17 protein-coding genes are annotated in these 20,188 nt (G+C 56.2%); 4 read left to right on the top strand and 13 right to left on the bottom strand.

Annotated elements, in window-relative coordinates:
• Positions 1–52 precede the first annotated feature (52 nt).
• From ACR0EO_RS11470 to ACR0EO_RS11430, 9 genes are all read right to left on the bottom strand, one after another.
• Positions 53–1,717, bottom strand: coding sequence for an ABC transporter permease (locus ACR0EO_RS11470; protein ID WP_480689980.1), 1,665 nt, complete (start codon positions 1,715–1,717; stop codon positions 53–55).
• Positions 1,718–1,837: 120 nt separating this feature from the next.
• Positions 1,838–3,058 (bottom strand): phenylacetate--CoA ligase family protein, encoded by a 1,221-nt coding sequence (locus tag ACR0EO_RS11465; protein WP_480689978.1) that lies wholly within the window; start codon positions 3,056–3,058, stop codon positions 1,838–1,840.
• A 19-nt stretch (positions 3,059–3,077) separates the two neighbouring features.
• The gene (locus ACR0EO_RS11460; protein ID WP_480689976.1) at positions 3,078–3,911 is read right to left on the bottom strand and encodes an ABC transporter ATP-binding protein; all 834 of its coding nucleotides are present in this window, start codon (positions 3,909–3,911) and stop codon (positions 3,078–3,080) included.
• Positions 3,912–3,982: 71 nt separating this feature from the next.
• A complete protein-coding gene (locus tag ACR0EO_RS11455; protein WP_480689974.1) occupies positions 3,983–5,266 on the bottom strand; it encodes an ABC transporter substrate-binding protein in 1,284 nt (427 codons plus the stop codon).
• A gap of 72 nt (positions 5,267–5,338) precedes the next feature.
• Positions 5,339–6,415: a branched-chain amino acid ABC transporter permease gene (locus tag ACR0EO_RS11450; RefSeq protein WP_480689972.1), complete on the bottom strand. Its 1,077-nt coding sequence runs from the start codon at positions 6,413–6,415 to the stop codon at positions 5,339–5,341.
• A 3-nt stretch (positions 6,416–6,418) separates the two neighbouring features.
• Positions 6,419–6,676 (bottom strand): hypothetical protein, encoded by a 258-nt coding sequence (locus ACR0EO_RS11445; protein ID WP_480689971.1) that lies wholly within the window; start codon positions 6,674–6,676, stop codon positions 6,419–6,421.
• A gap of 3 nt (positions 6,677–6,679) precedes the next feature.
• Positions 6,680–7,666, bottom strand: a complete 987-nt coding sequence (locus ACR0EO_RS11440; RefSeq protein ID WP_480689970.1) for a branched-chain amino acid ABC transporter permease — start codon at positions 7,664–7,666, stop codon at positions 6,680–6,682.
• A gap of 29 nt (positions 7,667–7,695) precedes the next feature.
• On the bottom strand, positions 7,696–8,514 hold the full coding sequence (locus ACR0EO_RS11435) for an ABC transporter ATP-binding protein (RefSeq protein WP_480689969.1): 819 nt from the start codon (positions 8,512–8,514) through the stop codon (positions 7,696–7,698).
• A 78-nt stretch (positions 8,515–8,592) separates the two neighbouring features.
• Positions 8,593–10,584, bottom strand: coding sequence for an AMP-binding protein (locus ACR0EO_RS11430; protein WP_480689967.1), 1,992 nt, complete (start codon positions 10,582–10,584; stop codon positions 8,593–8,595).
• A gap of 349 nt (positions 10,585–10,933) precedes the next feature.
• On the opposite strand from ACR0EO_RS11430, the gene ACR0EO_RS11425 reads away from it, so the two are divergent.
• Positions 10,934–11,344 (top strand): nuclear transport factor 2 family protein, encoded by a 411-nt coding sequence (locus ACR0EO_RS11425; RefSeq protein WP_480689965.1) that lies wholly within the window; start codon positions 10,934–10,936, stop codon positions 11,342–11,344.
• An 82-nt stretch (positions 11,345–11,426) separates the two neighbouring features.
• Here the strand turns inward: ACR0EO_RS11425 and mutT are convergent, their stop codons facing one another.
• Genes mutT through ACR0EO_RS11410 form a run of 3 tightly spaced genes read right to left on the bottom strand, consistent with a single transcriptional unit; the run spans position 11,427 to position 13,902 of the window.
• Positions 11,427–11,825, bottom strand: a complete 399-nt coding sequence (mutT, locus tag ACR0EO_RS11420) for an 8-oxo-dGTP diphosphatase MutT (RefSeq protein WP_170334201.1) — start codon at positions 11,823–11,825, stop codon at positions 11,427–11,429.
• The gene (argJ, locus tag ACR0EO_RS11415; protein WP_480689963.1) at positions 11,822–13,048 is read right to left on the bottom strand and encodes a bifunctional glutamate N-acetyltransferase/amino-acid acetyltransferase ArgJ; all 1,227 of its coding nucleotides are present in this window, start codon (positions 13,046–13,048) and stop codon (positions 11,822–11,824) included. The genes mutT and argJ overlap by 4 nt, the downstream gene beginning before the upstream one ends.
• Positions 13,049–13,053: 5 nt before the next feature.
• Entirely contained in the window at positions 13,054–13,902 is an 849-nt protein-coding gene (locus ACR0EO_RS11410) for a peptidylprolyl isomerase (protein ID WP_480689961.1), read from the bottom strand.
• A 176-nt stretch (positions 13,903–14,078) separates the two neighbouring features.
• On the opposite strand from ACR0EO_RS11410, the gene secA reads away from it, so the two are divergent.
• The 3 genes from secA to ACR0EO_RS11395 all read left to right on the top strand — a co-directional run bounded on the left by secA (position 14,079) and on the right by ACR0EO_RS11395 (position 19,402).
• Entirely contained in the window at positions 14,079–16,796 is a 2,718-nt protein-coding gene (gene secA / locus ACR0EO_RS11405; RefSeq protein ID WP_480689959.1) for a preprotein translocase subunit SecA, read from the top strand.
• A gap of 100 nt (positions 16,797–16,896) precedes the next feature.
• The gene (locus tag ACR0EO_RS11400; protein WP_480689958.1) at positions 16,897–17,820 is read left to right on the top strand and encodes a hypothetical protein; all 924 of its coding nucleotides are present in this window, start codon (positions 16,897–16,899) and stop codon (positions 17,818–17,820) included.
• A 25-nt stretch (positions 17,821–17,845) separates the two neighbouring features.
• The gene (locus ACR0EO_RS11395; protein WP_480689956.1) at positions 17,846–19,402 is read left to right on the top strand and encodes a phosphate ABC transporter substrate-binding/OmpA family protein; all 1,557 of its coding nucleotides are present in this window, start codon (positions 17,846–17,848) and stop codon (positions 19,400–19,402) included.
• Positions 19,403–19,405: 3 nt separating this feature from the next.
• On the opposite strand, the gene radC is transcribed toward ACR0EO_RS11395, so the two are convergent.
• Positions 19,406–20,161 carry a RadC family protein gene (radC, locus tag ACR0EO_RS11390; RefSeq protein ID WP_480689954.1) on the bottom strand — a complete coding sequence of 252 codons (756 nt, stop codon included), beginning with the start codon at positions 20,159–20,161 and terminating at the stop codon, positions 19,406–19,408.
• Positions 20,162–20,188: the final 27 nt, after the last annotated feature.

Here is a 20,188-nt window from a genome sequence, read left to right as displayed (position 1 = left end):
GTTTGAATCAAGCCCGAGCACGAAAAGGTGTGGTATTTTCGCCTGACGCGTCTCAGCGTCGTCCGACCTGGCGACAAATCAAGATCACGGGCAGCAACCCTACGGCCAGGATGACCAGCGAGGGCACTGCAGCACCCTCTAACCGCTCATCCGAGGCAAGCCGGTAGGCCTGAACTGCCAACGTGTCAAAGTTGAACGGACGCATTATCAGGGTGGCGGGCAGTTCTTTCATCACGTCGACAAAGACGATCAACAGTGCCGTCAAAAGAGAAGGTGTGAGGATCGGCAAGTGCACTCGACGCAATGTCCCAAGCGGTGTCTGACCCAACGACCGTGCTGCGGCGTCCATATTGGCGTGGACTGTGCTTTGACCGCCTTCATAAGCGCTGAGCGCAGCTGCCAGAAAGCGCACCATGTATGCCGCGACCAGCAACCAGATGGACCCAGTGACCAAAAGCCCTGTCGAGATGTCGAAAGTCTGCTGCATCCATGCATCCAACGCATTGTCAAAGCTGGCAAAAGGCACAATCAGGCCAACGGCGATAACCCCACCCGGCACGGCATAACCCAGCCGGGCTAAATACCCTGCTGTCGCCGAAACCCGACCCGGGCGCAGGCGCTGAAAAAACCCAACACAAATGGCGGCAAAGACTGTAACGACAGCAGCCGTACCCGCCAGTGTCAAAGAGTTCTGGATGAACCCAATATAGCGTCGTGAAAAGAGGTTCTGCTCAGACTCGAGGCCCATTTGGACCAGGATGAAAACTGGCAGCAAAAACCCTAAAAACACCGGTATGGCGCATAGCGTAAAAGCCATCACGGACTGCCAGCCCTTCAGTTGTGCTGAAGGCAAAGAGGCATGGCTTTTGCCTGCCTGATAGTATTTCGCCTTGCCGCGCTGAATACGCTCGGCCATCGCCATAACCAGCGCGAAACACAGCAGGCAAAGGGCAAGTTGCGCAGCAGCGGCGCGGTCTCCGATCGAGAACCAGCTGGTGTAAATACCAGTGGCAAAGGTCTGAACGCCAAAATAGGCCACCGTGCCGAAATCGGCGATGGTTTCCATAATGGCCAGTAGAACACCACCCGCGATGGCAGGGCGCGCCATTGGCAAAGAAACATGCCAAAAGGCCAGCCACGGACTTTTGCCCAATGCACGGGCGGCCAGAAAGGCTGTGGCGCTTTGCTGTAAGAAGGCAGCGCGCGCCAGCAAATAGACATACGGATACAGGACGAGGATCAGCATTACCGCAGCACCCTCGGTCGAGCGGATCTCGGGGAACCAATAGTCGCGCGGCCCCCAGCCCGTCACATCGCGCAAGGTGGCTTGAACGATGCCGGGATGATCCAGAATGAAAGTATAAGCATAGGCCAACACATAGGCCGGAAAGGCAAGCGGCAGGACCAGTGCAATCTCAAGGAAGCGCACGCCGGGAAAACGGGTCATTGTCACCAGCCAAGCAGCACCCACACCGATGGAAAATGTCCCAATGGCCACTAGTACTACCAAAATCACCGTCGTCAGAGCATAGCGGGGCAGCACCGTGTCCAGCAGGTGCGAAATAGTGTCCGTGCCGCCAGTTACTGCTGCCAGAACAACAGCGACCATCGGCAGCAGGCAGGCCGACGCCACCAGACAGGCCACCACAGCCACCAACCGGGTGCCAAACACACCCCGATTACGTGTTCCGTGTTCTGAGTATTCGATTTCGGCCATGTTTCCGGTATTTGGCTTGAAAGGGCGCAGAGTCCGCCTTTAATCGACCAAAATGCTAAGAAACACCAGTGGGCGAGCTTACAAATCTGCGACACATACTGCCGCAGACCTATAGTGGGATCATTCGTAGACCCGCTGATCCTCGATCACCAAGCCATCCTTTGGCAGCGATCCCGGTGCAACAACTTCAATCGCGCCTTTCAATTTCAGCACCTCGATTACCGACTTTGCATAGGTCACGTCATCGTCACGGGGGCTTTCGATCTGGACGGTCATAGTATCCATCTCTCCTTGACGGGCGGCTATGACACGAGCCTTGACGATCTCATCATGCTTGTCGACCAAAGCGGCCACCTGTTCGGGGCGCACGAACATGCCCTTGATCTTGGTGGTCTGATCAGCCCGACCCATCCAACCCTTGATCCGCATATTGGTACGTCCACAGGGGGATTCACCCGGCATGACGGCCGATAGATCGCCCGTCGCAAACCGGATCAGCGGATAATCTGGATTAAACGTGGTCACCACAACTTCGCCAACCTCACCCGGAGCAACCGGTGTCCCTGTGCCGGGCGTGACGATTTCAATGATCACGTGCTCATCAATGATCATCCCTTCCATCGCGGGACTTTCATAAGCGATATTGCCTAGATCGGCAGTCGCATAGCATTGCAGGCACGAAATGCCCCGATCCGCATATTCCTGACGCAGAGAGGGGAACAGCGCGCCCCCACCCACAACTGCCGTTGTGAAGTTGAGTTCGACCCCCATCTCATCGGCTTTATCCAGAATGACTTTCAGGTAATCCGGCGTCCCTGCATAGGACGTGCAACCAATGTCTCGTGCAGCGGTAACCTGCAGTTCGGTCTGGCCAGTGCCAGCTGGCAGGACGGCGGCACCAACGGCGCGTGCTCCGCTTTCAAAGATCATTCCAGCCGGGGTCAGATGGTAACCAAAGCAATTCTGTACGATATCGCCCGGTCCTACGCCTGCTGCGTGAAGGAACCGCCCCATGCGCCACCAGTCATGATCGGTGCTGCCGGGTTCATAAATCGGACCCGGTGATTGAAACACATGATGGAAATGCCGGGCTGGCTTGACCGTAAAACCACCGAACGGAGGTCGAGATGACTGTGCAGCAGCCAAATCAGACTTACGCAAGACAGGGAGTTTCGGCAGATCTTCAAGCGTCTTGATTGAAGAGAGATCAGCATCTGCCAGATGCGCAGCGAACCCCGGAGCGGATTTAGCCCGATCAAGCTGAACACGCAGCGCCTGCGCCTGATCAGCGGCGCGCTGATCGGCCGAACGGGTTTCGAGCGTATCGTAGAATTGTACCATGCTTAAATCCTCCATCCGCTTACAGCCATCTCTTGCGGCGGCGGTACGAGCGCACGTCGCGGAAACTCTTACGCCCTTCATCGGACATGCCGAGGTAGAATTCTTTCACGTCCGGATTTTCGCGCAGTTCGGCGGCGGGACCGTCCATCACCACACGTCCGGATTCCAAAATGTAACCGTAATGGGCAAACCGAAGAGCAACGTTGGTGTTCTGCTCAGCCAAGAGGAAAGAAACGCCCTCTTTCTCGTTCAGATCTTTCACGATGCCAAAAATCTCTTCGACCAACTGCGGCGCAAGACCCATCGAAGGTTCGTCCAGCAGGATCGTCTCGGGCCGCGACATCAGGGCCCGGCCCATCGCCACCATCTGTTGCTCACCACCCGAAGTGTAGCCAGCCTGTGACCGGCGACGCTCTTTCAGGCGGGGGAAATACGTATAAACCAGCTCAAGATCCTGTTGGATCGCCGCTTTGCCATCCTTACGGGTATAAGCGCCAGTCAGCAGGTTTTCTTCGACTGTCAGGTGTTCGAAACAGTGGCGGCCTTCCATTACCTGGATGACGCCCTTTTCCACCAGATCAGCCGGATCGCTTTCATGGACATTCGACCCGCGATACTTGATCGAACCCTTGGTGACCTCGCCCCGTTCGGAATGCAGCAGGTTCGACACAGCCTTGAGCGTGGTCGTCTTACCTGCCCCGTTACCGCCGAGCAGAGCGGTAATACCGCCTTTGGGCACGGTCAGGCTGACGCCTTTCAGGACGAGGATCACGTGGTTGTAGATCACCTCGATATTGTTGACCTCAAGCAGGGTTTCCGCCTGTACGTCGGTGGTTTGAGCCGCATCCAGCATCTGCGCGTGTCCTCGTGCGAGTGTTGGTGTCAGGGCGGCGGTCTGCCGCCGCCCCGGTGTTTCAAAAGCGCTTAGTTGCAGCGCGCGTCGATGTTGTTTTCCGAAGCGTAAGCTGCGGAGTCTTCGTCGATCAGCGCGCCGATCACTTCACCATCGGTCGGTTTGAATTCCGAGATCAGCGACCATGTCTTGTTCGCCGCGTCCCACTGGGTCACACCGACAAGTGCGTCACCGCCGTGGTTGTCACACGAAACCGCGAAGGTTGGACCAAAGTTCGGCAGACCCAGCTCGGCCATCTTCGCCTCTGTCATCTCCAGAGCTTCCATGCCATCGCGCATTTCGGCCGGAGTGATGTCGGCATTGCCCGAAAGCTCTTGCGCTGTCTTGATGGCTTCGGCGGCCAGAACGGCAGCATAGAGACCACGGTTGTAGAGAACTGTACCAACCTGATCGCCAGCACCCGCAGCCTTACCTGCGTCGACAACGTACTTCTGCATGTCATCGAAGATCGGGAAATCGGTGCCCACGTTGTGGAAGGTCAACGCCTTGTAGCCATTCGCGGCCTCACCCGCGGGCAGCACATCGTTCTCAGAGCCGGACCACCAGATGCCGATGAAGTTCTCCATCGGGAAGCGGATGTTTGCAGCTTCCTGCACCGCCACCTGGTTCATCACGCCCCAGCCCCACATCAGGACATAGTCGGGACGGTCACGGCGGATTTGCAGCCACTGCGACTTCTGCTCCTGACCCGGGTGATCGACCGGCAGGGCCACCAGTTCAAAGCCGTGCTTCTTGGACAGCTCTTCCAGCGTGCGGATTGGTTCCTTACCATAGGCCGAGTTGTGGTAAACCAGCGCAACTTTCTTGCCGCTCAGGTCGCCGCCGTTTTCTTCAAGAAGATAGTTGATCGCGCCCGAGGCGCCGTCCCAATAGTTGGCAGGATAGTTGAAGGTGTGGCTGAACACGTCGCCGTTCTTGGCCGACGTCCGACCATAACCCATGGTGTGCAGCGGGATGTTGTCTGCGGTCACTTTGGGGATCAGCTGGTAGGTGATGCCGGTCGACAGCGGTTGATACACCAGCGCGCCTTCACCCTTGGTGGACTCGTAGCACTCCACACCTTTTTCCGTGTTGTAGCCGGTTTCGCACTCGACGACCCGGATCGGAACACCACCGATGCCACCGTCACGTTCGTTCAGAAGGGTGAAATAGTCGTTATACCCGTCCGAGAACGGAATGCCGCCGGCCGCGTAAGGTCCGGTGCGATAGCTGAGATCCGGGATCACAAGATCGGCCATCGCCGGACCTGCAGCCATCAGGGCGCTCAGCGCCAGAGTCGTCAGTGTCTTTTTCATCGGGTGTCTCCTCCCTTGGTTAATCCGATGTTGGGATCGGGCTTTGCACCCGTTATCTGATTGGGCCTGCCCCTAGTGCGGGAACGGCCAGAGTCTGAGTTTTTCCTTGGCGACGCGCCACAGCTGCGCCAGCCCATGTGGTTCGAGAACCAGGAACAGGATGATCAGTGCACCCACGATCACCAGCTGCAGGTGCGCAACGATATCGGTGGGCCATCCCAGCATGTCAGCGCCGACGACCTTCAGAACCACCGGAAGCAGCACAAGGAAGGCCGCCCCGGCAAAGGATCCGAAGATCGATCCAAGTCCGCCGATAATGATCATGAACAGCACCAGGAACGATTTTTGGATGCCAAAGACTTCACCCACTTCAACTGCGCCTAGATAGACCGCGAAGAACAACGCGCCTGCGATACCGACAAAGAAAGAGCTGACGGCAAAAGCAGTCAGTTTGGCCTTCAGCGGGTTCACCCCAATGATCTCGGCCGCGATATCCATATCGCGGATGGCCATCCACGTGCGCCCTGTCGTGCCGCGCGTCAGGTTGCGTGCGATCAATGCGCTGATAGCCAGGAAGATCAGACAGAACAAATAGGTAGCCCATGCCGGAGCGTTCGGTCCGGTGATGATAATGCCAAAGACATCACGCTCTGGCGCGTTGATCTGACCAGAAGCCGAATAGTTGTAGAACCACGGCACCCGATTGAACAACCACACCAGAAAGAACTGAGCCGCCAACGTAGCCACCGCAAGGTAAAACCCCTTGATCCGCAGCGAAGGTAGGCCGAACAGCACACCGACAATGGCTGTGATTCCTCCAGCTAGGATCACATGGATAAACATGCTGACATCCGGGAATGACGTCATCAGTTTGTAACAGGCGTATGCCCCCACAGCCATGAATCCACCGGTACCTAGCGAAACCTGTCCACAGTAACCCACCAGAATATTCAGTCCGATGGCCGCGATTGCGTAGATCAGGAAGGGCAGCAAGAGCGCGTTCGCCCAATAGTCGTTGATGATGAACGGAATGATCCCAAACGCCACAGCCAGCACGACGTAGTACCGATACCGGTCGAACTTGATCGGGAAGGTCTGGCTGTCATCAACGTAAGAGACTTTGAAGTCTCCGGCCTCACGATAAAACATGTCTTACTTTCCCCATTCTTCCTGCGCCCGATTACGGGCTTCGGCGTCCAGTTGGTTGGACCCTTTGGCATATCCGCTCGCTTCTGAGGCACGCACCAGTTTCAGATAAGCCAGAACACCCATGATCAGTCCGGCAAAGGCCAGGATCGCCGCGACAGTTAACTGACCGTCCGTCAGATCGTCCGAGGTGATGGCGATATACCCAAAGGCCCAGAATCCAGCCCACGAGACCACGTTGATGATGGCGATGAGTTTGGTCATGCCCTAAACCCTCTCGATGATCTTCTCGCCGAACAGGCCTTGCGGCCGGAACACAAGGAAGATCAGCGCCAGCACATAGGCGAACCAGTTCTCGGTCGCGCCGCCGACTAACGGGCCGATTGCGAATTCGAACAGCTTTTCGCCCACACCGATGATCAGCCCGCCTACGATCGCTCCGGGGATCGATGTGAACCCGCCCAGCATCAGCACTGGCAGTGCCTTGAGCGCGATCAGCGACAGCGAGAACTGAACACCCGACTTGGTGCCCCACATGATACCGGCGACCAGAGCGACAAACCCGGCTACCGACCAGACCATAATCCAGATGAAGTTCAGCGAGATTCCAACAGACAACGCGGCTTGGTGATCGTCAGCAACCGCGCGCATCGCTCGGCCCTGTTTGGTGTATTGGCTGAATGCGACCAGTGCCGCCACCAGCAGCGCAGCGATAACCGTCGCAACAATATCCAGATTGTCGATGAAGAAGCCGTAGCCAAAAATGTTGAATGTGGTTTCATCGATCCAAAGGTTGATACCCTGCGGAAGACCCACATCAAGCTTTTTGATCTCAGACCCCCACATCAGGTCGGCCACACCTTCTAGGAAATAAGCCAACCCAATCGTTGCCATGAACAGAATGATCGGTTCCTGACCAATCAAGTGGCGCATCACGAACCGCTGCACCGCCCATGCCAAAAGAACCATCACCGCCATTGTCAGTGCGATCGCCAACAGCGCTGGAACGTTCCACCCGAAATAGTGGATATGCGTCCCGAAGATCGCGTTGATCAGATGCGAGAACGGCACCTGCCCTTTCATTATTCCCACAAGTGTCATCGCTGCGAACAGCGCCATAACCCCTTGTGCATAGTTGAAAATTCCGGATGCCTTATAGATTAGAACAAAGCCCAGCGCCACCAGCGCGTATAGCACCCCGGCCATCAGACCATTGAGGATGACCTCCATCGCGAAAATCAGCTGATCAGGCATGTGCGCCCCTCCTCATGTCTGTCAGATGCTCAGTCATGGCTCACCCCCAGATAGGCGTCGATGACCTCTTGGTTGTTGCGCACCTCATCCGGTGTGCCGTCACCGATCTTTTTGCCGTAATCCATCACGACCACCCGGTCGCTCAGATCCATCACAACGCCCATATCGTGTTCGATCAGGGCAATCGTGGTCCCGAATTCGTCATTCACATCCAGGATAAAGCGGCTCATGTCCTCTTTCTCTTCGACGTTCATGCCTGCCATTGGCTCATCCAGCAGCAGCAGCTTGGGTTCCGCCGCCAAAGCTCGGGCCAGCTCAACACGCTTTTTTAATCCGTAAGGCAAACGTGAGACCGGCGTCTTGCGGATGTGCTGAATTTCAAGGAAATCGATGATCTTCTCGACCGCCTCACGGTTCTGCACCTCTTCCGCCTCGGCCTTACCTTTCCACCAAGCCTGCTGGAAAATGTTGGTTTTCATATAGTTGAGGCGCCCGGTCATGACGTTGTCCAGAACGCTCATTCCCTCAAACAAGGCAATGTTCTGGAAGGTACGCGCAATGCCCTGACGCGCCACCTCATAGGGTCGCATCGGCGGACGTTTGGCCCCGTGAAACCAGACCTCACCCTCCTGCGGGATGTAGAAACCTGATATCACGTTCAGCATCGAGGATTTTCCCGCACCGTTTGGCCCGATTATCGCGCGGATCTCACCCTCGCGAATGTCGAACGAGATATCCTTAATCGCCACAACTCCGCCAAAGCGCAGGGTGATGTTTTTCATCTCCATCACCACGCCGCCGATATTGCGGCCGTCTTCGGTGACATATCCTTCGGAACTATCCAGCATCAGTCACTCCCTGACTTACGCAATTACGGGACGGCGGGCGGGGCGTTGACCGCAGGTCGAGCGGCGTTCGACGGACCATCATTCAGCCGCCACCTTGTGTGAAACCGTCGCCACAACCGGCGCGTCGACAACCTCCAACGTTGCACTGATCGAGCCCTTGCGACCGTCCTCATAGGTCACTTCGGTCGTAGTCGAGACACTCGTTGATCCGTCATAGAGCGCATCGATGATGTCCTGGAACTTCTCCTCGACAAATCCACGGCGCACCTTCCGGGTCCGGGTCATTTCACCATCATCCGCGTCCAACTCTTTGTGCAACACAACAAAGCGATGAACCTGACAACCCGACAGCATTTCATCCGCCGCAACGGATTTATTCACTTCCTCAACGTGGGACCTAATCGTCTCTAACACACGCGGATGGCCCGCAAGTTCCTGATAGGACGCATAGGCAACGTTGTTGCGTTCAGCCCAGTTACCAACCGCAGTCAGGTCGATATTGATGAAGGCGACACAGCGATCCTTGCCGTTGCCAAACAGGACAACCTCAAGAATGTCCGGATAGAACTTCAGCTTGTTTTCGACGTACTTCGGAGCAAACATCGAACCGTCGGCCATTTTACCTACGTCCTTGGCCCGGTCGATGATACGCAGATGACCCGTGTCATCCTCGATAAACCCTGCATCACCGGTAGCGACCCAGCCCTCAGCATCCTTGGTCGAGGCCGTGGAATCGGGGTTCTTGAAATACTCAACAAACACACCGGGTGAGCGATAGTGAATCTCGCCATTATCGTCGATTTTCAGTTCTACGTCTGGTGCTGGGACGCCAACAGTATCGGCACGCACCTCGCCATCAGGCTGAACCGTAATGAACACGGTCGCTTCGGTTTGGCCATAAAGCTGTTTCAGATTAATGCCCAAAGACCGATAGAAATCAAAAATCTCTGGTCCAATCGCTTCGCCCGCGGTGTAGCCCACACGGAACCGGCCATAGCCCAGCGTATCCTTCAGCGGACCGTACACCAGCAGATTGCCCAGCGCGTATTTCAGACGGTCCCCAAATCCCACAGGCTTGCCGTCCAGCAACAGGCCACCAACTTTTTTCGCATGTGCCATGAAATGGTGGAACATGCGCTGCTTTAGCTTGCCCGCATCCTCCATCCGGATCATCACATTGGTCAACTGGGTCTCAAACACCCGCGGAGGAGCGAAGAAGTAGGTCGGCCCGATCTCGCGCAGGTCTGTCATCATCGTGTCAGCGCTTTCAGGGCAGTTCACGCAGAAACCGCACCAATAGGCCTGACCGATGGAAAAGATGAAGTCGCCGACCCATGCCATTGGCAGGTACGACAGGATATCCTCGTTCCGGCTCAGATGGTCGAACGCCGCAGAGTTCTTAGCGCTTTCGATTACGTTTCGGTTGGAAAGAACCACACCCTTGGGCTTGCCGGTGGTGCCAGAGGTGTAAAGCATCACACAAGTGTCGTTGTACCCGATTGCATTGATACGCTTATCCAATTCCGCATCGAAACGGGCATGGCCCGCGCGACCCTCGGCCATAATGTCCTCGAGCGCGTTCATCTGGCTGTGGTCGTATTTCCGCATCCCCCGTTTGTCGGTATAGAGGATGTGTTTAACCTGATGCAGGTTCTCTTGAATTTCGATGACTTTGTCGACCTGCTCTTGGTCACCGCAAACGACGTATTTCGCGCCGCAATGCTCCATCACATAGGCCATCTCTTCTGCCACTGAGTCCTGATACAGGGGTACTGGTACAGCGCCCACCATCTGGGCCGCGACCATTGACCAGTAATGGGCCGGGCGGTTTCGACCGATCACAGCGATGTGGTCGCCCTGCTCGACACCGATCTCCAGAAACCCTAGCGCGATGGCGCGAATTTCTTTTGCCGACTCGGCCCAGGTCCAGCATTGCCAGATCCCGAATTCTTTTTCCCGATAGGCCGGGGCGTCCCCGAACTGCGTTGCATTACGGTTCAACAGCGCCGGAATGGACGTGATGCCCTCGGCGCCTGACTGCGTCTGAGCCAATCTCTCTCTCCTCCCCATCCGACCCCTCCTCCGGGCCGGAAACGGCGGACCCGAGGATCAACCCCGGACGCCAACGCCCCGATTAAGGGACGCTTGCAAGATCAGCGTCAACTTTTTCCTGATGTTTTCTCAATTCTTACGAATTGTAACAGGTGTGGAAGGAGATCTTTGGGGTTTCGTATCTCGCCTTACAGAGAAAGGTATTCACATCAATGCAACTGTAAGCATTAGCAACGCTCGAAATCGACCGCCTGGAATGTCGGGACGAAGTGCAAACCGTTTTGAATTACACCCGTATGGGCGTACCCTGCCAACTGAAATTCGGCTGACTGCCTAGAAAGTCTGGTAGATTTTGAAAGGGGAACGAATGTCAATCCAAGAGATCGGAAGAGAGTTTTTAGAGGCCTGCGATACCGGTAAAGGATGGGACGGCTGCAAAGAATTCTGTCACGAAGGGGCTACGTTTTCAGCGCAAGCCGATGCACTAGCTGACGTCACTACCGTCGAAGGCTACGCGGACTGGATGAAGGGACTTTTAACACCCATTCCGGACGGTCATTACGAACTCAAATCCTTCTCGACAGATGACGAGCGTGGAATTGTGAATGCGTTTGCCGTTTTCCATGGAACCCACTCGGTTGATGGGCCCGTGCCAGCCACTGGGAAAAAGCTGGCCGCTGATTATGTCTACGCGATCGAGTTCGACGGCGACAAGATCAAGCATATGACCAAGATCTGGAATGACACTCACTCTTTGAAGCAACTAGGCTGGGCCTAGAGCTTGGAGACCGTAAATTGGTCGGCGATGGTCGTTTAGATATGTACAACCGTCGCCTAGTCTGACCAATGAGGCTAAGCGTCTACAACCAATCCCGCAAAATCGGGATCAGCGGCACATCCGCCGCAGGCATCGGATAATTCCGCAGGTCATTCGCGCGCACCCATTTCAGCGCCTGACCTTCTTTGGACTGCGGGATGCCCTCCCATTTGCGGCAGGCGAACAACGGCATGAGCAGGTGGAAATCATCATAGCTGTGGCTGGCAAAGGTCAGCGGGGCGAGGCATGAAGCCCAGGTGTCGATACCCAGCTCCTCATGCAGTTCACGGATCAGCGCGGCCTCGGGGGTTTCGCCGGGTTCGATCTTGCCGCCGGGGAACTCCCACAGACCGGCCATGGATTTACCCTCAGGTCGCTGTGCCAGAAGCACCCGCCCCTCGATGTCGATCAGGGCGACTGCAGACACTAATACTGTCTTCATGAACGATAATCCGCGTTGATCTCAATGTAACCGTGGGTGAGGTCGCAGGTCCAAACGGTGGATTTTCCGTCGCCCAACCCCAGATCGACCGCGATCACGAGGTCCTGACCCTTCATATAAGCAGCGGCTTCGTCCTCACTGTAATTCGGGCTAACCCAACCCTTTTCAGCCACCAGAATCTCACCGAACGAAATGCTCAGCAGATCCCGATCGGCTGCGGCTCCGGATTTCCCGATCGCCATAACCACACGTCCCCAGTTGGGGTCTTCGCCGGCAATGGCGGTTTTCACTAGCGGAGAGTTCGCGATAGCCAACCCGTGCACCTTTGCGTCCGCATCCGAGGCGGCTCCGGTCACGCGGATTTCTACGAATTTGGTCGCACCCTCACCGTCACGCACCACTTGCTGCGCGAGATCCAGCATCACGCCTTCCAACGCTTCGGCAAAGGCCTCATTGCCGGTCGCATCGACGCCCGAGGCCCCTGTCGCGCACAGCAACAAGCTGTCAGAGGTCGAGGTATCGCTGTCCACAGTAATGCAGTTGAAAGTCCGATCAGTTTGCGCGCCCAGCATCTCCTGCAAGGCCGTTTGTTCGACCTGCGCATCAGTGAAGATGTACACCAGCATCGTCGCCATATCGGGCGCGATCATGCCGGAACCCTTTGCTATCCCCGCAATAGAGACTGTTTTGCCACCAATCTCGACCTGCGCGCTGGCCCCTTTCGGGAAAGTGTCCGTGGTCATAATCGCCCGCGCGGCGTCTTCGACCGCATGACGGCTGAGGCCTGATTTCAACGCCTCTAATTGCGAAACAATGCGATCATGGGGCAGTGGCTCACCAATCACGCCAGTTGACGAAGTAAAGACACGCTCGACCGGAACACCGGTCGCTTTGGAAACCGCTTGGGTCACTTCGGTCACTGAAGTCTGACCGTAATGACCCGTGAACGCATTTGCGTTGCCCGAGTTCACCAAGATTGCCGCAGGCCCATCGCTGGAACCACCGATCTTGTCCTGACAGTCCAGAACCGGAGCCGCACGTGTGGCAGATCGGGTAAACACCCCGGCAACAGAAGTGCCCGGGTCCAAAACCGCCAGCATGACGTCGGTGCGCCCTTTGTATCGCACACCTGCCTCGACGGTGGCAAAGCGCACACCGTCAATCGCAGGCAGATCGGGAAAGGCCGCTGGGGCCAGCGGGGAAACCTTGGTGATCGTTGCCACGGGGCTTACTCCTGAATCAGCTCGATCTGACGCAGAGCTTCTGGGCCGACGCCTTCGGTTGTTGGTCGATCAATCTCGGCCTGCTGGGTCAACTCGTCGATCCGGGCCTGAATAACCTCTTGCTGAAGGGTTTGGGTCAGTTCGGCACGCACTTGATCCAGTTCAGGTGCTTCGGATTTGCGCTTGTCGTTCAGGGTAACCACATGCCAACCGAATTGAGTTTTCACTGGCTCAGATACCTGACCTTTTTCCAGGCTCATCACAGCTGCCTCGAACTCCGGCACCATCTGGCCGGCACCGAACCAACCCAGTTCACCACCATTTGGACCAGAAGGACCGGTGGATTTCTCTTTAGCCAGTTCAGCAAAATCGGCACCGTCATCCAACTGCGCCTTGATCTCTTTGGCCTCTTCTTCAGATGCGACCAGAATATGGCTGGCGTTGAATTCATCAGCGCCTTCAAAATCCGCATATTGGGCATCATAGGCTGCCTGAACCGCCTCATCCGTCAGGCTCTCTTCAAGCAGAGTGTTCACAGTTTGAACGGCCCGCAGCGAACGAGACTCGTTTTCCAGAGCCAGCATATTTAGCCTGCTCAGCGCCTCTTGTTGCTGGCCCAACAGTTGCTGTTGAATCAACTGGTCGACAATCAGTTCATACAGAACATCATCTTCGATCTGCTGGTATTGCTCGGGCAGAGCTGCTGCGGTTGCGATGACGTGACCCAATGTGATCTCATCCCCGTTGACGCGTGCAATTACGGCGCTGGCGTCAGGCTTGGTTTCGGCGGCCAATGGCAGGGCCATCACGGCAGCAAGCGCCAGCGATGGCAGAAAAGTGAGGCCTTTGGGCATGGATTCATCCTATTTCTTTGCCGCGACAGGGCGCAGCGTTGACACTCTGGAACCTGCCGCTTACATCGCTTTGAAGCCTTGGACAGGGCCGCCTTTCACCCCCCGTATCTATGGGTTGCGCGCAAGGTGGGCAAGCCTGTCGCAACCAAGACAAGAACAGATCCGCTGGAGTGAACATGCTGGGACTCGGAACGCTCGCCAAAAAGGTGTTCGGAACACCGAACGACCGCAAGATCAAGGCGACCCGCCCCCTGATCGAAAAGATCAACGCGCTGGAGCCCGAGTTCGAGAAACTTTCCGATGACGGCCTGATCGAAAAAACCGCTGAACTGCGACAACGTGCGCTGGATGGTGAAAGCCTGGACGCCCTTCTGCCTGAGGCATTCGCCAACGTTCGCGAAGGCGCCAAACGCGCGCTGGGTCTGCGTGCCTTTGACGTTCAGTTGATGGGCGGCACCTTCCTGCATCAGGGCAACATCTCGGAAATGAAAACGGGTGAGGGTAAGACGCTGGTCGCTACCTTCCCGGCTTATCTGAATGCGTTGACCGGCAAAGGCGTCCACGTGGTCACGGTGAACGAATACCTGGCCAAGCGTGACTCGGAATGGATGGGCAAGGTTTTTGCCGCCGTAGGTATGACAACCGGCGTGATCTGGTCGGGGCAACCCGATGCCGAGAAAAAGGCGGCCTATGCGTGTGACATCACTTATGCCACCAACAACGAGCTAGGTTTTGACTACCTGCGCGACAACATGAAGGCCGATCTGGCTGAGATTTATCAGAAGTACCACAACTTCGCGATCGTGGACGAGGTCGACTCGATCTTGATCGATGAGGCGCGTACTCCTCTGATTATCTCTGGCCCGGCGCAAGACCGTTCGGACCTGTATACCGCGATTGACGGCCTTATCCCGTCGCTCAGTGATGACCATTTCACGCTGGATGAGAAATCTCGCAACGTGACCTTCACCGACGAAGGAAACGAATTCCTCGAGCAGCAACTGATCGCCTCGGGCCTGATCCCCGAAGGCCATTCGCTGTACGACCCTGAAAGCACTACCGTCGTTCACCACGTGAACCAGGGCCTGCGTGCACACAAGCTGTTCCAGCGCGACAAAGATTACATTGTCCGCGACGGCAACGTGGTTCTTATTGACGAATTTACCGGACGTATGATGCCGGGCCGCCGTCTGTCCGAGGGCCTGCACCAGGCCATCGAAGCCAAGGAAGGCGTGCAGATTCAGCCCGAGAACGTGACGCTGGCCAGCGTTACCTTCCAGAATTACTTCCGCCTGTATGACAAACTTGGCGGCATGACCGGTACCGCTTTGACCGAGGCCGAAGAATTCGCTGAAATCTATGGTCTGGGCGTGGTTGAAGTTCCAACCAACAAGCCAATTGCCCGTTTGGACGAAGACGATCAGGTTTATCGCACCGCCGCCGAGAAATACGGCGCGATGATCGAACAGACCAAAGAGGCGCAGGAAAAAGGCCAACCGGTCCTTCTGGGCACCACGTCCATTGAAAAGTCCGAGCTTCTGAGCCAGATGCTGCAAAAGGAAGGCATCGCACATAATGTTTTGAACGCCCGCCAGCACGAGCAAGAAGCTCAAATTGTTGCCGATGCGGGACGTTTGGGCGCTGTAACAATCGCCACCAACATGGCCGGCCGCGGTACCGATATTCAGCTGGGCGGCAACGTCGAAATGAAGGTTCTGCAAGCGCTGGCCGAAAATCCCGAAGCAGACCCTGCCGAGCTGCGCGCGGCTGAAGAAGCCCGCCATGCGGAAGAAAAAGAAAAGGTTCTGGCAGCCGGCGGACTTTACGTGATGGCGTCTGAACGCCACGAAAGCCGCCGCATCGACAACCAGCTGCGTGGCCGCTCGGGCCGTCAGGGCGACCCGGGCCGAACTGTTTTCTACCTGAGTCTCGAAGACGACCTGATGCGCATCTTCGGCTCAGAACGTCTGGACAAAGTTCTGACCACGCTGGGCATGAAAGAAGGCGAAGCGATCGTCCACCCCTGGGTAAACAAGTCGCTGGAGCGCGCGCAGTCCAAGGTCGAAGGTCGCAACTTTGACATGCGTAAGAACGTACTGAAGTTCGACGACGTTATGAACGACCAGCGGAAAGTTGTATTCAGCCAGCGACGCGAAATCATGTCGGCCGATGACCTGTCCGAAATCGTGTCAGATATGCGCGAACAGGTGATCGATGACCTGATCGACGAATATATGCCGCCGAAATCTTATGCCGATCAATGGGACACCGATGGTCTGCACGAGGCCATCAAGGACAAGCTGACCATCGACGCTCCGGTTCAGGACTGGGCCGCCGAGGAAGGTGTCGATGATGAACAGGTGCGCGAGCGTCTGGTCAATGCCGCAGATGAGATGATGGCGCAGAAGGCCGCCGCCTTTGGCCCCGAAAACATGCGCAATATCGAAAAGCAGGTGCTACTGAACACCATCGACAGCAAATGGCGCGAACACTTGCTGACGTTGGAACATCTGCGTTCGGTCGTTGGTTTCCGTGGATATGCCCAGCGCGATCCTCTGAACGAATACAAAAACGAAAGCTTCCAGCTGTTTGAGAGCATGCTCGACTCGTTGCGGGAAACTGTGACACAGCAACTTTCGCGCGTGCGTCCGTTGACCGAAGAAGAGCAAAAGGAAATGCTGGCGCAGATGGCCGCCCAACAGTCGCAGACTCAGCGGACCGTTGAGCAAGCGACCGAAAAGGCCGAAGCCGTTGCCGAAGCAGAAGCCTCGGGCGACCCGCTTCCAGGGTTTGTCGAAGACGATCCCAGCACGTGGGGTAACCCGTCGCGCAACGATCGTTGCCCGTGCGGATCCGGCAAAAAATTCAAACATTGCCACGGCCGCCTAACCTAACGTCACCCAACGGCAGACACATTGAGTCCCCTTCACGGCCACATATTGGCCGTGATTCATGACCAATATCCGACTCGCTCCTTCAACTGGGGAGGGTGTCTTGTTTGTAATTAAGAACTACGTAACCACCGGGGGTACAGTCGCTTGTGCCCTTGCTATCGGCTACCTGATGCAAAACGGTGCGCCTGCGCAGCCTGATGCGGCGCAAGCTCAAGTTGTGGCTTCTGCTGACCAATCCGCAGACTTGCTGGATCTTGAAGGTATTGTTCTGACTTCGTCATCCTCATCCGTAGAAGCAGTTACTTCTGATGCACCCACGCACCGCACTCTTCGGCCCAATCGGTCAACCCCCTCTGACCACGCCGATTGTAGCCTAAGTGCACGGGCCCGTTCTGTGCCCGGCGCGGCTGCACGTGTGATCGTTAAGGCTCCGTGCCATAGCAATTCGCGAGTCGATATTCATCACAGCGGCTTGACGGTGTCACAACACACAGATGAAAACGGAGCACTGGACCTGACGATCCCTGCTTTGTCGGAATACGCAATTTTCCTGATCTCGCTTGATGACAAGCAAGGAACTGTTGCCACCACTCACATCCCCGACATCGCGCAATTCAACCGGATCGCGCTGCAGTGGCAGGGTCAAACAGACCTGCAAATCCACGCTCTGGAGTTCGGCGCAACCTACGGCGGCGACGGGCACGTCTCAGCAGGGTCCGAGTCTCAGGGCGAAGGAACTGTCGTGCATTTGGGGCAATATGGCCTGAATAGCGCCCGTAACATTCAGGTTTATTCCTTCCCGACTTCGCAGGCCGCTCAATCAGGTTCGATCGCTGTAACGGTCGAAGCCGAGATAACACCTGAAAACTGCGGCCGTGATCTGAGCGTGCAATCGCTGGAACTGCGTGGCGATCGTGACCTACGTTCGCGCGATCTTACGCTTACCTTCCCAGATTGTTCGAAGACCGGTGAGTTTCTGGTGTTGAATAATCTGCTCCAAGACCTGACAATCGCGGCTAAGTAAACCCGCAGGCAGGCTAGACTTTCCAATGATATTTTTTCGTGCGGCGGCGGCTGCACTTATTTCTTTTCCTTTTGTATCCGGCGCGTTGGCGCAGGACATCACACTTACATCCCATGATGGCAAAGTCGAAGTTACCGGAGATTTGTTGGGCTTCGACGGTGAGTTTTACCGCATCGGTACAAAGTTTGGCGAACTGACTGTCGATGGGTCCGGAGTGACCTGCGACGGCCCAGCCTGCCCCAATTTGACCGACTTTGTGGCCGAGGTTCGCTTTTCAGGCGCTTCGGTAATGGCCGATAAAGTCCTGCCAACTCTGTTAACAGAATTCGCCCGGCACGAGGGATTGTCGATAGAAGCGCAAGCCCTTGGCCCCAACGGCAGTGGTTATGAGCTTTTCCAGGATGGTCGCGAGGCCCCGTTGGGGCGTTTTCTTTTTGATGCCGCGAATACCGGACAGGGTTTTAGTAATTTGGTCGAAGACCAGACTGACATCGTCATGGCGCTACGTGAAATTCGCCCCATAGAACAAGAGGCCGCAGAAACTGTTGGGCTAGGTGATTTGACACAATCTCACCGATCTCGGGTCATAGCGTTGGATGCCTTGGTTCCGATCGTCGCGAGTAACAACACAGTGCGACAAATATCTCCTACCGATCTGGTGCGTGTATTTTCCGGTGAGGTTGTGAACTGGTCCGATCTTGGCGGCCCAGACGCGCCAATATCACTGCACTTACCCGATGCCAGCTCGGGCATCTCACAGGTCTTGGACGATCAGTTGCTGAATCCAATCAACGCGGCCCTCTCGGAGCAGGTCGTTCGGCACGGCAACAGTGGCGATCTGGTGCGCATTGTCGCTGATGACCCTTTTGCCATCGGTATAGCCAGTCAGGCCGAGGCAGACAGCGTGCAAACCCTGCCTTTGGCAGGTGGTTGCGGTCATGCTCTGGCCGCAACACGTCAGTCGATCAAGACCGAAGACTACCCCCTTACGGCGCCTATGTTCCTCTATCTGCCAGATCATCGGCTGCCACGTATTGCCCGACAGTTCCTGGCTTTTACTCGAAGCGCGGACGCTCAGATGGCGGTCAGAACGGCCGGATTCGTAGACCAAGCTCCCGAGGCTATGCGCGTTGGTCTTCAGGGAGATCGGCTGGCGAACGCAATATCCACAGGTGCGGCTGAAGTTGGCCTGGAAGAACTGCAACGCATGATCGAGACATTGCGACCTATGTCGCGCCTTACCTTTTCTTTCCGTTTTGAGGCCGGTTCGTCCCGCCCAGATGCTCAATCAAGGTCGAACATCCTACAACTGGCTCAGCAGTTGGAGGCTGGTACACTAGAAGCGCATAAACTTGTTTTTATTGGCTTTAGCGACGGAGACGGCCCCGCATCGTCGAATGCCCGGATCGCGCTGCTAAGAGCGAAGACCGTTCGTAATGCAGTTTTGGCAGCTGTCGAAACTGCCATTCCTGACAGCGTCGAACTGGAAGTTGATGCGTTTGGCGAGGCTATGCCGATGGCCTGTGATGACACTGATTGGGGTCGCAAGGTCAATCGTCGCGTCGAGGTCTGGATTCAATAGATCCTAAAGGTATCCTTCCGCCCGAAAGCTGAGCTCATTTGATTTGCCGATGATCAAGTGGTCATGCAACGTCAAACCCAGCGCCAGACAAGCGTCCTGAATGCGGTTCGTCATGTCTATATCCGATTGCGATGGTGTCGGATCACCCGAAGGGTGATTATGAACCAGGATCAGGGCCGAAGCATTTAGTTCCAGCGCCCTTTTGGCGACCTCTCGCGGATAAACCGGTACATGGTCCACAGTGCCCTTGGCTTGTTCTTCGTCAGCGATCAGAACGTTCTTACGATCCAGATAGAACACCCTGAACTGCTCAGTCTCGCGGTGCGCCATCGTCGTATGACAATAGTCCAGCAAGGCATCCCACCCCGAGATCACATGCCGCTGCATTACGCGCGCGCGGGCCATCCTGTGGGCACAGGCCTCAAGGATTTTCAGATCGGTGATAACTGTATCACCCACACCTTTGATCTGGCGCAGACGTTCTTCGGGTGCGGTCAGAACACGGTTAAAGTCACCAAATGTGTCCATCAGTGCCCGCGCCAACGGTTTTACATCCTGCCTAGGGATAGACCGAAACAGGACCAACTCCAGCAGTTCATAGTCCGGCATAGCCGCCGAGCCCCCAGACATGAACCGTTCGCGCAGCCGCTTGCGATGATCTTTAATGTAGGAGGGTAACCGACCACTCGGCAGCGGCTGCGCTGGCGCTTCGTCCGTCTCAAACAACATAGGGGCTTCGGCAAAGGCGTCCTGGGTCATGGCTTTACCCTGACGCAGAATCGGTTT

This window comes from Ruegeria sp. BE9 (assembly GCF_056538765.1).
Note: the sequence above shows the minus strand (reverse complement) of the source record. Positions and strands in the feature narration are given on the sequence as shown.

Coding starts and splice junctions, on each gene's coding strand:
- ACR0EO_RS11470 (WP_480689980.1), bottom strand. CDS start 1,717: ATGGCCGAAATCGAATACTCAGAACACGGAACACGTAATCGGGGTGTG.
- ACR0EO_RS11465 (WP_480689978.1), bottom strand. CDS start 3,058: ATGGTACAATTCTACGATACGCTCGAAACCCGTTCGGCCGATCAGCGC.
- ACR0EO_RS11460 (WP_480689976.1), bottom strand. CDS start 3,911: ATGCTGGATGCGGCTCAAACCACCGACGTACAGGCGGAAACCCTGCTT.
- ACR0EO_RS11455 (WP_480689974.1), bottom strand. CDS start 5,266: ATGAAAAAGACACTGACGACTCTGGCGCTGAGCGCCCTGATGGCTGCA.
- ACR0EO_RS11450 (WP_480689972.1), bottom strand. CDS start 6,415: ATGTTTTATCGTGAGGCCGGAGACTTCAAAGTCTCTTACGTTGATGAC.
- ACR0EO_RS11445 (WP_480689971.1), bottom strand. CDS start 6,676: ATGACCAAACTCATCGCCATCATCAACGTGGTCTCGTGGGCTGGATTC.
- ACR0EO_RS11440 (WP_480689970.1), bottom strand. CDS start 7,666: ATGCCTGATCAGCTGATTTTCGCGATGGAGGTCATCCTCAATGGTCTG.
- ACR0EO_RS11435 (WP_480689969.1), bottom strand. CDS start 8,514: ATGCTGGATAGTTCCGAAGGATATGTCACCGAAGACGGCCGCAATATC.
- ACR0EO_RS11430 (WP_480689967.1), bottom strand. CDS start 10,584: ATGGGGAGGAGAGAGAGATTGGCTCAGACGCAGTCAGGCGCCGAGGGC.
- ACR0EO_RS11425 (WP_480689965.1), top strand. CDS start 10,934: ATGTCAATCCAAGAGATCGGAAGAGAGTTTTTAGAGGCCTGCGATACC.
- mutT (WP_170334201.1), bottom strand. CDS start 11,825: ATGAAGACAGTATTAGTGTCTGCAGTCGCCCTGATCGACATCGAGGGG.
- ACR0EO_RS11410 (WP_480689961.1), bottom strand. CDS start 13,902: ATGCCCAAAGGCCTCACTTTTCTGCCATCGCTGGCGCTTGCTGCCGTG.
- secA (WP_480689959.1), top strand. CDS start 14,079: ATGCTGGGACTCGGAACGCTCGCCAAAAAGGTGTTCGGAACACCGAAC.
- ACR0EO_RS11395 (WP_480689956.1), top strand. CDS start 17,846: ATGATATTTTTTCGTGCGGCGGCGGCTGCACTTATTTCTTTTCCTTTT.
- radC (WP_480689954.1), bottom strand. CDS start 20,161: ATGACCCAGGACGCCTTTGCCGAAGCCCCTATGTTGTTTGAGACGGAC.